General features: G+C 61.0%; 11 protein-coding genes. 3 read left to right on the forward strand and 8 right to left on the reverse strand.

Going from position 1 to position 9,773, the window contains the following annotated elements; genetic code table 11:
- The 3 genes from argC to rplM all read right to left on the reverse strand — a co-directional run.
- The coding region (gene argC, locus ACESNB_RS08325; protein ID WP_373006198.1) for an N-acetyl-gamma-glutamyl-phosphate reductase at positions 1–911 on the reverse strand (911 nt) is incomplete at its 3' end.
- Positions 912–995: 84 nt separating this feature from the next.
- Positions 996–1,481 (reverse strand): 30S ribosomal protein S9, encoded by a 486-nt coding sequence (gene rpsI, locus ACESNB_RS08330; RefSeq protein WP_373006200.1) that lies wholly within the window; start codon positions 1,479–1,481, stop codon positions 996–998.
- A gap of 5 nt (positions 1,482–1,486) precedes the next feature.
- On the reverse strand, positions 1,487–1,951 hold the full coding sequence (gene rplM, locus ACESNB_RS08335; RefSeq protein ID WP_373006202.1) for a 50S ribosomal protein L13: 465 nt from the start codon (positions 1,949–1,951) through the stop codon (positions 1,487–1,489).
- A gap of 38 nt (positions 1,952–1,989) precedes the next feature.
- Here rplM and ACESNB_RS08340 point away from each other — a divergent pair, with 38 nt between their 5' ends.
- The gene (locus ACESNB_RS08340; protein WP_373006204.1) at positions 1,990–2,955 is read left to right on the forward strand and encodes a hypothetical protein; all 966 of its coding nucleotides are present in this window, start codon (positions 1,990–1,992) and stop codon (positions 2,953–2,955) included.
- Here the strand turns inward: ACESNB_RS08340 and ACESNB_RS08345 are convergent.
- Positions 2,907–3,941, reverse strand: a complete 1,035-nt coding sequence (locus tag ACESNB_RS08345; protein WP_373006206.1) for a COX15/CtaA family protein — start codon at positions 3,939–3,941, stop codon at positions 2,907–2,909. The two genes, ACESNB_RS08340 and ACESNB_RS08345, sit on opposite strands and share 49 nt — an antisense overlap.
- Before the next feature lie 128 nt (positions 3,942–4,069).
- On the opposite strand from ACESNB_RS08345, the gene ACESNB_RS08350 reads away from it, so the two are divergent.
- Positions 4,070–4,276, forward strand: a complete 207-nt coding sequence (locus tag ACESNB_RS08350; protein WP_373006208.1) for a DUF2842 domain-containing protein — start codon at positions 4,070–4,072, stop codon at positions 4,274–4,276.
- Here ACESNB_RS08350 and ACESNB_RS08355 read toward each other — a convergent pair.
- The gene (locus ACESNB_RS08355) at positions 4,273–5,154 is read right to left on the reverse strand and encodes a phosphatidylserine decarboxylase (protein ID WP_373006210.1); all 882 of its coding nucleotides are present in this window, start codon (positions 5,152–5,154) and stop codon (positions 4,273–4,275) included. The genes ACESNB_RS08350 and ACESNB_RS08355 overlap by 4 nt on opposite strands.
- Before the next feature lie 28 nt (positions 5,155–5,182).
- Complete coding sequence (locus ACESNB_RS08360; protein WP_373006213.1) at positions 5,183–7,039, reverse strand: ABC transporter ATP-binding protein/permease; 1,857 nt, start codon at positions 7,037–7,039, stop codon at positions 5,183–5,185.
- Between the two features lie 125 nt (positions 7,040–7,164).
- Here ACESNB_RS08360 and ACESNB_RS08365 point away from each other — a divergent pair, with 125 nt between their 5' ends.
- Positions 7,165–7,728, forward strand: coding sequence for a TIGR00730 family Rossman fold protein (locus ACESNB_RS08365; protein WP_373006215.1), 564 nt, complete (start codon positions 7,165–7,167; stop codon positions 7,726–7,728).
- On the opposite strand, the gene secF is transcribed toward ACESNB_RS08365, so the two are convergent.
- Both secF and secD read right to left on the reverse strand, forming a co-directional pair.
- Complete coding sequence (secF, locus tag ACESNB_RS08370; protein ID WP_373006217.1) at positions 7,725–8,714, reverse strand: protein translocase subunit SecF; 990 nt, start codon at positions 8,712–8,714, stop codon at positions 7,725–7,727. The two genes, ACESNB_RS08365 and secF, sit on opposite strands and share 4 nt — an antisense overlap.
- Positions 8,715–8,732: 18 nt before the next feature.
- Positions 8,733–9,773: protein translocase subunit SecD (gene secD, locus ACESNB_RS08375; RefSeq protein ID WP_373006219.1), on the reverse strand; the 1,041-nt coding region annotated here is incomplete at its 5' end.

A 9,773-nucleotide genomic window follows, 5' to 3' on the forward strand; every position in this document is an offset into this window, starting at 1 on the left:
GCAATGTTGAGGTTCTGGACCGCTGCGCCTGACGCGCCCTTGCCGAGATTGTCGAGGCGGGCAACGAGGCGGGCCTGGTCATCCGAGCCGAAGACGTAGAGTTCAAGCCGGTTGGTGTCATTGCAGGCTTCGGGCTCAAGCCCTGTCAACCTGTCGCTCTCGGTCAGTGGCACGACCCGCACGAAGCGTTCGCCTTTGTAGGCATGCGCCAGGGCCTCGTGCAGGGCCGCCCGCTTGGGCTTGCCTGGCAGGGCCCAAAGCGCCAACGGCACCTCCACGATCATGCCCTGTGCGAACCGGCCGACGGCCGGCGCGAACACAGGCAGGTTGGCGAGCCGGCTATAACGCATCATTTCCGGAGGATGCTTGTGCTTCTGCGAGAGGCCATAGATGCGATAATTGTCGCGCGTGGGATTTGGCGCATCGCCATTCTCGAATTCCGCGATCATCGCATTGCCGCCGCCCGTATAGCCGGACACGGCATTCACGGTCAGCGGATGCGATACTGGCAGCAGGCCACGCGCCACGAGTGGGCGCACCAGCGCGATCACGCCAGTGGGATAGCAGCCTGGATTGGAGATGCGCGTCGATGCCCGGATCGCCGCACGCTGGCCCTTGTCCATCTCCGGGAAGCCATAGGTCCAGCCCGCAGCCGTACGATGCGCGGTGGAGGCGTCGATGATGATCGTGTTCTTGTTGGTGACAAGCGACACGCCAAGGCGGGCGGCATCATCCGGAAGGCAAAGGATCACGGCGTCAGCCATATTCATGAGACGGGCGCGCTCATCGACGTCCTTGCGCATGGCAGGATCAATCGAGATCACATCAAGATCGCTACGCTGGCGCAACCGGTCGGCAATCTGCAGGCCGGTCGTGCCGGCTTCGCCATCTATGAAAACCTTTGGCAACATGGTCGCCTCCCAAGACAGGACAATAAAAAACGGGCGCTTCGTCTCCGAAGCGCCCGCCGGGTATCTGAAAACCGAAATGCGGTTTTAGCGCTTGGAGAACTGGAAGCTACGACGGGCCTTGGCCTTGCCGTACTTCTTGCGCTCAACAACGCGCGGGTCGCGGGTCATGAAGCCGAATGGCTTCAGCACGGCGCGCAGGCTTGGCTCGTAGTTGACGAGTGCGCGCGAGATACCGTGACGAACAGCACCGGCCTGACCCATCAGGCCGGAGCCCTTGACGGTGGCGATGACGTCAAACTCGGTATCACGACCGGTCTCGATCAGAGGCTGGGCAATAACCATGCGCAGGACAGGACGCGCGAAATACGTTTCCTGGTCGCGGCCATTGATCGTGATCTTGCCGGTACCCGGCTTGATCCAGACGCGTGCAGTGGCTTCCTTGCGGCGACCGGTGCCATAGGCGCGGCCCTGAGCGTCGATTTTTGGCTCGATCTTGATAGCTGGCGCTTCCGCAGCCGGCGCGCCGGACATGGCGCCAAGTTCCTCGAGGGAGTTTGCTGTATCGGTCATATGTATCAGGCCGCCTTGATGTTCTTGCGATTCATCGACTTGAAGTCGACGGTTTCAGGCTGTTGTGCCGTGTGCGGGTGTTCGGAACCGGCATAGACGCGCAGCTTTCCGAACTGGGTGCGGGCGAGCGTGCTTTCCTTCGGCATCATGCGCTTTATGGCCATCTGGATGGCGCGCTCAGGATACTTGCCGTTCAGGATTTTCTCAGGCGTCGTCGACTTGATACCGCCCGGATAACCGGTGTGACGGTAGTAAATCTTGTCCGTCAGCTTCTTGCCTGTAAATTTGGCTTTCTCCGCGTTGATAATGACGACATGATCGCCTGTATCGATGTGCGGCGTGAAGTCGACGCGGTGTTTGCCGCGAAGGCGTTTTGCGACATAAGAAGCAAGGCGTCCGATGACGACGTCAGTCGCGTCAATCACGACCCACTTGTGCTCCACATCTGCTGGTGCGTTATAGGTTTTCATCGCTCTAATCAGAGCCTCTCGCTTTCGGAGTTCATGGAATGCAATTCAAGCGCTGGCGTTTAAGCGCCGCTTCCCCCCTTGTCAACGCTGGGCTTGGCCTTGCCCTGCTTTTTACGGCATCGGCCTGTTCAAAACAAGACAAGGCAGCCCAAACCGAGGCTGAAACCCCCGTGATCGCTGCAGGGACCGTGCTTCCCGCCGTCTGGTCGACCCGCCCGTTGGAAGGCGAAGTCGCGTCGATCGCGCTCTCTGGCGGCCTGCGCGGCATTCTGGCCGTGGCCTACGAAAATGGCGGCCTGCAATTCTACGACATGGAAGCCGAGAAATTGGGCGAAAAATCCAATTTTCGCCTGAAATCACTGGCGGGCGGCCAGTCATCCATCATTGAAGACCGATCGATCACTGTCTTCCCGGGAATCACCCGTGAGGGCGAGCTGAAAGGCTATATCTATGGTGAGGGCCTGCTGGCGCCTGCCCAGATTGACCTTCCCATCAGCGCCGAACGTGTCATCGCCGGCGTATGTTCGGGTCCGGCGACAGGAACGAATCTGATGCGACTCGCCTTCTGGACCGAAACGAACAATCGCGTGCTACAGAACGGCATCATTCGGGCAACCGATGGAGACCTGAAATGGACGGCGGGTGAGTCGACCTTTACCGACTTCCCGGTCAAATCCTGCGCCTTCACCAGCGATACGCTCGTGGCCTCGCCGCGCGCATCGATGGCGGCCTCGCTGGTGCGCGGCCCGCTTGATGCCCTGGTATCTCTGGAAAACGGCAAGCTCGGCATCTCGACCGACATGGGTATGACCAATGCCGAGATCGACGTGAAGGACGGGATCACCGTGATTGCACCAGACACGCCAGTCGCCATGGCCGCCATGGGTACAATGATGTCGGGCGGCTATCCGGGCGGACTGATCGTGATTGCGGGTGAGACTGCACCCGGCGAGCATCATGCGGTATTCGTAGATGCGAGCGCGCTGACACTGTCGACCAACTGACCGGAACCGCGTGCGCGCCAGACCAGCCGCACCGCCGCGAGGGTAACGATCACGCCGAGGGCCTGGTGCAACAGCGCCAGGTTCATCGGAGTGGCGTTCATCAGTGTCACGATGCCCCAGACGGCTTGCAGGCTGACAAGCACGGCAAGACCCGTGAAGCCGCCCCTGAGGGATGTCTTCCGGAATATCCACGCCGAGGCGAGCGCCAGCACCCAGATCAGATAGGCCAGGATGCGGTGGTTGAACTGGGTGGTGGCGCGGCCCTCGAACAGGCTGCGCAGGCCGAGGCCCTCGCCGAGATACGATGTCGGCACGAACTCGCCGGCCATCAGGGGCCAATCATTGTAGGTACGTCCGGCATCGAGCCCGGCGACGAGCGCGCCCGTTGCCATCTGCAGGACAATCAGCCCGAGCAGCGCCCACGCGACGAGTCGCACTGGCCGGGATAAGGGCTCGCGCGCCTTGCCACCCATATCGAGCCACAGCCAGGCGGTATAGCCGATGATCAGCAGTGCCAGCATGAAATGCGTAGCGAGCCGGTAGGGAGCCACATCGACGCGGGTCGTTTCGCCAATGCCACTGGAGACCATCCACCAGCCGATCGCGCCCTGCAGGCCGCCCAACAGTATGAGAATCACGAACCGTGTGGCGAGGGCGCGGCTGAGCCAGCCCCGGATCGCAAAGATGGCAAAGCCGAACATGGCGACAACACCGATCAGGCGCCCGAAGAACCGGTGTCCCCATTCCCACCAGAAAATCTGCTGGAAGTCGCCAAGCGACATGCCGGAATTCTGTAACCGGTATTCGGCAGTCTGCTGGTATTTCTCGAACAGGCTGGCCCAGGCGGCGCCCGAAAGCGGCGGTAAAGCGCCCTTGATCGGGTCCCACTCGGTAATCGAAAGGCCGCTGTCTGTGAGGCGCGTGGCACCGCCAATCAAGATCATCGCATAGACAAGCACGCCGACGACCACGAGCCAGTTGCGCATCCAGCGTGTGGCACTAAGGGATTTGCCTATTGGGAACATGACGCTTAGATGGACGATCCATGCGGCGCGGCAAGAGGCAACCATGTCGCAGCGTCCATCACCCGAGCTAAGGAAAGCCCCGAACTGCCATGCGCAAACCCGTCGCCAGCCTTATCCTCCTCGCCTTCATCGCGCTGTGGATTTTTCTCGTCGGGACATTTTCCGGCATGATCGGCAGCTGGCCCCGCTGGCTGCAGCTGGTCTTCTACATCATTGCCGGATTTGGCTGGATCGTGCCGCTGAAGCCCCTGTTCGCTTGGATGAATAGCGGCCCACAGGAAGAGGCCGACGACTAGTCGTCGTGCCGACGTGATGCTTCCCGGAGGCGTGCCAGTATGACGGCGGGATCATCGGGCGTCTCCATATCTTCGGGTGACGGATATTCGTCGTCGTCCTCGTCTTCCGCCTCAACTCGCGAGTCGTCATCGACCTGAAGCTCCGGTTCGTCGTCAGCGTCCTCTTCCGTCATCCCGTCGAACAGATCTGTATCGCCCTGCGACTTGAGACGGCCCATGACGGTCTCGCCGCCGACGAGCGTTTGCCCCGGCCAGACCAGCAGGCCGACTTCCTTCGGGACGAATACATCACACCAGCCGCCAAGCCTGCGCGTACCGAAGGGACGACCGAGGCGGACGATGTCCCCCGCTTCCGTCGCGAGATCGATCCGCGGACCGAAACCGCCGGACGCAAGGCGGACGCCGACCTGCTGTCCACGGCTTTCGAAGGTAAGAAAAGCCCGAGCCAAGCCGTCATCGTCAGCTCGGGCGGCGAGCGGAACGGTATTCTCGCCAGCTTCGAAAATCAGCGATTCCACGCTGCCGGCGATGGGCGTGTAGACCTTGTTCGTGGCTGATGGCGACGAGGCGATGCGGATACGCGTTGTGCTGGATTCGGAAAGGCGCAGTTCGGACGGCGCGTCGGTGCGACCGACCGACACGACGACACCGTCGCATGGTGCCACGATACCGTTGGCCAGGTCCGGTGGCGTGCGGTGAGACCAACGTGCAGCCATCAACGCAATCACCACACCGGCGAAACCGATCCAGAACAGCGGAGACCATAGCGCGCCGAGCAACAGCGCAACGAGCAGGGCACCAAGGGCAGCGGCGACACCTTCCCAGTCCATGCCGACATTCATCCACGGCGTGCTCTTGCTATCAAGATCTTCAGGCATTCAAAAAGGCCCCTTCCCCGGGCAAACTCTAGTCGTCGACACGCGCCAGGTCGGCATTCTTCGCCTGACGCTCCCACATATCAGCATATTTGCCGCCTTTGGCCAGCAGGGTTGCATGGTTGCCACGTTCAATCACCCTACCCGCCTCGAGCACGAGTATCTCGTCGGCCGACTTCACCGTCGACAACCGGTGGGCGACCATCAGCGTTGTGCGCCCCTCTGCGGCCTCCTCCAGCGCGTCCTGCACGGCTTCCTCGGTGGCGCTGTCGAGCGCCGACGTCGCTTCGTCCAGCACAAGAATGGCCGGATCGGCCAAAACCACCCGGGCGATACCGACGCGTTGCTTTTCGCCGCCGGATAGTTTCAGGCCGCGCTCACCTACACGGGTGTTCCAGCCCTCTGGAAGACTTTCGATGAAATCGAGAAGCTGGGCGCGTCGCGCTGCGTCGCGTAGCTTATCCTCGGTGGCCTCCGGACGGGCATAGCCGATATTGTATCGGATCGTGTCATTGAAGAGGACCACGTCCTGCGGAACAAGGCCGAGCGCGTTACGCAGGGATTCCTGCGTCAGCGAGCGTACATCCTTGCCATCAACGAGAACCCGCCCCGCTTCGACGTCATAGAAACGGAACAGCAGCTTCAATAGCGTCGATTTGCCAGCCCCGGATGTGCCGACAAAGGCGATCTTGTGTCCCGGCTTCAGGTGGAAGCTGACATCGCTGACGCCGACAGCGCGCCCCTCATGCGAAAAGCCGACATGCTCGAACCTGACATCGCCGCCTGGCGAGACGAGTTCAACAGCATCTGGCGCATCGAACACGTCCGCCTTCATGGAAAGCAGGCCGAACAGCTTTTCGAGGTCCACAGCGCCCTGCTTGATCTCGCGCCAGGCCCAGCCAAGGATGTTCAGCGGCGCATAAAGCGACAGCAGCATCAGCATGACGGCGGTCAGGTCGCCAATCTGCATCCTGCCATCGATGACATTCGCGGTCGACAGGACGAGCACGGCGAGCAGACCGATATTCATGACCAGCGCCTGGACCGCGTTCAGGATGTACATGCTGCGAACGGTTTCGACGTAGCGGTCATTGTACGTGCCCATGGCCGTGTCGAAGCGGCCCGTTTCGCGGCGCTCGGCGGCAAAGGATTTCACCGTCTCGAAATTGGTGAGGATATCGACCGACATGGCACGGAAATGCGTGTCGGCCTCGTTCATGCGGCGTCGCTGGCGTACCCGCCATTCAGTGATGACCACCGTCGTAATGACGTAGATGATGATCGTCGCGATGGCGATCAGGGCGAGGCGGTAGTCATAGGCCACGCCGAGCGCGATGGACGCGAGGATCAACCGGATAAACGTCGGTCCGATATTGAACGCGAGAAAGCGGATCAGGTAATCGATGGCACCAGCACCACGCTCAATGACGCGGTTAAGCGCGCCCGTGCGGCGGGTCTGGTGGAAGTTCAGGGACAGCAACTGGGCATGGCCGAAGGCATCGACACTCGCGACACGCTGCGCATCCTGGCTGACCGGTGCGAACAGGAAGTCGCGCATCTGCGGCAGGCCGGCAGCGAGAAAGCGCACGCCGATACCGATGGAGAGCCAGAGCGCGGCCGATGCGAATGCAGGGGCGACACCGGCCTTGGGTGCCGCCTGGTTGATCGCATGACCGAGAACGAGCGGCGAAACGACTTCCAGCACAGAGGCCGCCAGCGTCAGGAGGACTGCAATCGCCATGACCGGGCGCCATCTGGCGAGTTCCGAACGGCCCAGAAGTTTGAGGATTCGCAGGATCGACACGCCAATGCCGCCATCGGCACTGTCGATCTTGTCGTGATTGGCCGGTGTCTCGGTCGTTTCAGGCGGTTTTGTCATCTCGGCCATATGGGGCGGAATCGCCCGAAGACAAAACGTGTTCTGACTGTCACGTAACGTCACAGACATTGGAACTGGCAAGATGGCGTCTCAATGGCTATCTGTCGGGGTCGTTCAAACAGCCGGGTTCAACCATGACAAAGCTAAAATCCATCTGCGTCTATTGCGGTGCCTCTGATGCCGTCAGCCCGGGCTATATCGCGCTGGCTCAGGAATTGGGCCGCGAACTGGCCAGGCAGGACATCCGCCTTGTTTACGGCGGCGGCGGTGTCGGCCTGATGGGCGCCTGCGCCCGCGCCGCGCATGAATCGGCCGGTAAAGTGCTGGGAATCATGCCGCGCTTCCTGCTCCAGAAGGAGTGCATCTTCGAGGATGTCGAGCACCGCATCGTGGAAGACATGCATACGCGGAAGCAGATGATGTTCGACGAATCGGACGCGTTCATCGTGCTGCCCGGTGGCATCGGCACGCTGGAGGAGGCGGTCGAGATTCTATCTTGGGCGCGGCTCGGCCTTCACGCCAAGCCAATGGCCTTCCTCGACGAGGACGGGTTCTGGGAACCTTTCTTCGACCTGATGGAAAAAATCATTGAAGGCGGCTTCACGCCGGAAAGTTTCCGGGCGCTTCTTGTGCATTCAGATTCACCGCAAACCGCAATCAGCGCGCTGAGCGACCGGACGATCGTGCTCGACGCCTAGCGAACTCCCTGGAAGCCGGTCACGTCCTCGGCTGGCTTCTTGTTAAGGTCCATGCCCAGTGACAACACGATGGACGAGGCGATGAAGATCGAGGAATAGGTACCGATAAAGATACCCCAGATCAGCGCGAAGCTCATGCCGCGCAGAACAGGGCCGCCGAGGAAGAAGATCGCGAACAGGGCCAGCAGCGTCGTGCCGGAGGTCAGCAGCGTGCGCGACAGGGTCATGTTCAGCGACTGGTCGATAACCTGCCGATCCGGCATCTTCTTGTATTTGCGGCGCTCTTCCCGAACACGGTCGAACACGACCACCGTATCGTTCATCGAATAACCGATAATGGTCAGCAGGGCCGCGATGGTTGTCAGGTTGAATTCAAGTTGCAGCAGGGAAAACACCCCGAGCGTGATGATGACGTCATGCGCCAGTGCAGCGACGGCGCCGACCGAGAACTGCCACTCGAACCGGAACCAGATATAGGCCAGCATCAGCGCAAGCGCGACTACAAGGGCCAGGATACCGGATCGGAACAGTTCGCCGGACACTTTCGGCCCGACGGAATCGTCGCGCAGGAAGTCTTCATCGGTGAGACCCAGTTTTTCCATGAGCGTTTCTTTGACAATGTCATTGGTCACCTGCTGCGCGCGCTCAGCTTGCGCTTCGGGCTTGAGCGTCGTGAATTCGTCACCCAGTTTCGACGGGTCGGCGGCACCGAATTTGACGACGATGATTGCGCGCGCATCCGTGCCGACGGCGCTGTTCACTTCCGCCGTAAAGGGCATCGCTGCACGAACGGTTTCAACGGTCACCGTTTCTGTCTGCTGGATCTCCATCACCGTGCCGCCGGCAAAGTCGACGCCGAGGTTAAGGCCGCGCATGGCGAGGAAGTAGATCGAAGCGGTAATCATGAGCAGGGACAGGAGCGCCCCGCCCATGCGCAGGCTCATGAACTTGATCTTCGTGCTTTCGGGCCAGTACCTGAGTAGCATAACGTCTCTCCTGCCAGCCTAGAGGGCGAATTTTTTGGGCTTGAAGCCCTTGAGGTAGATGACCGTAAACCAACGGGTCAGCACGAAGGCCGTGAAAACCGAGGTGATGATACCAATTGCCAGTGTCACGGCGAATCCCTTAACCGGACCGGAGCCCAGCAAGTACAGGATCGCGGCAGCGATGAAGGTCGTGATGTTGGCGTCGAGAATGGTCGACAGCGCGCGCTCGTAGCCCGCCTGCACAGCCGTCAGTGGCGACCGCCCGGCACGTTGCTCTTCCCGTATGCGTTCGAACACGAGCACATTGGCATCCACCGCCATACCGATGGTGAGGATGATACCGGCAATGCCCGGAAGGGTCAGCGTGGCCCCAAGCCCGGAAAGGGCGCCGACAATGAGAATGATGTTGGCCGCGAGCGACCCGACCGCGAAGATTCCCATCAGGCCGTAGGCCAGGATCATGAAGAAGGCGACCAGTGCCAGGCCGATCAATGACGCACGGACACCGGCGCGGATCGAATCCTGTCCAAGCGTGGCGCTGACGGTGCGCTGGTCAAGGAACTGCACCTTGGCCGGCATTTCGCCTGCCTCGATGATGGCTGCAAGATCCTGCGCTTCTTCCAGCTCGAACGTGCCGGTGATGCGCACGCTGCCGCCCGGGATCGGCTCGTTGATGCGCGGTGCCGACATGATCGTATCGTCGAGCACGATGGCGAAGAGCTTGCCGGAATTGTTGCGGGTCGTCTGGTAGAATTTGGACGCACCATTGCCGTTGAGGCGGAAATTGATCTGTGGCCGGTTGCCATCGTCATAGCCCTGGCTGGCCGTCGCGATATCGGCGCCGGTCACTTCAGGTATATTGCGCACCAGGAGCGGGCCGGTTTCAGGGCCAGTCAGCAGGCGGTAGCCCGGCTTGACGACGCCTTTCTCGGCAGCCGCGATCGCTGAAGGGCTGCTTTCGACCAGGTTGAACGTCATCTTGCCGTCTCGGCTGAGCAGGCTCTTCAGGCGCGTTGCATCGGGTTCGCCCGGCGCTTCGAGGATGATGCGGCTGTTGCC

Origin of the sequence: Hyphomonas sp. (assembly GCF_041689225.1) — a bacterium.
Lineage (GTDB): Bacteria > Pseudomonadota > Alphaproteobacteria > Caulobacterales > Hyphomonadaceae > Hyphomonas.

Excerpts from the sequence above, each read along its gene's own strand:
- rpsI (WP_373006200.1), bottom strand. The coding sequence starts at position 1,481 with ATGACCGATACAGCAAACTCCCTCGAGGAACTTGGCGCCATGTCCGGC.
- ACESNB_RS08345 (WP_373006206.1), bottom strand. The coding sequence starts at position 3,941 with ATGCGCAACTGGCTCGTGGTCGTCGGCGTGCTTGTCTATGCGATGATC.
- ACESNB_RS08360 (WP_373006213.1), bottom strand. The coding sequence starts at position 7,039 with ATGGCCGAGATGACAAAACCGCCTGAAACGACCGAGACACCGGCCAAT.
- secF (WP_373006217.1), bottom strand. The coding sequence starts at position 8,714 with ATGCTACTCAGGTACTGGCCCGAAAGCACGAAGATCAAGTTCATGAGC.
- ACESNB_RS08340 (WP_373006204.1), top strand. The coding sequence starts at position 1,990 with ATGCAATTCAAGCGCTGGCGTTTAAGCGCCGCTTCCCCCCTTGTCAAC.
- rplM (WP_373006202.1), bottom strand. The coding sequence starts at position 1,951 with ATGAAAACCTATAACGCACCAGCAGATGTGGAGCACAAGTGGGTCGTG.
- ACESNB_RS08355 (WP_373006210.1), bottom strand. The coding sequence starts at position 5,154 with ATGCCTGAAGATCTTGATAGCAAGAGCACGCCGTGGATGAATGTCGGC.
- ACESNB_RS08350 (WP_373006208.1), top strand. The coding sequence starts at position 4,070 with ATGCGCAAACCCGTCGCCAGCCTTATCCTCCTCGCCTTCATCGCGCTG.
- ACESNB_RS08365 (WP_373006215.1), top strand. The coding sequence starts at position 7,165 with ATGACAAAGCTAAAATCCATCTGCGTCTATTGCGGTGCCTCTGATGCC.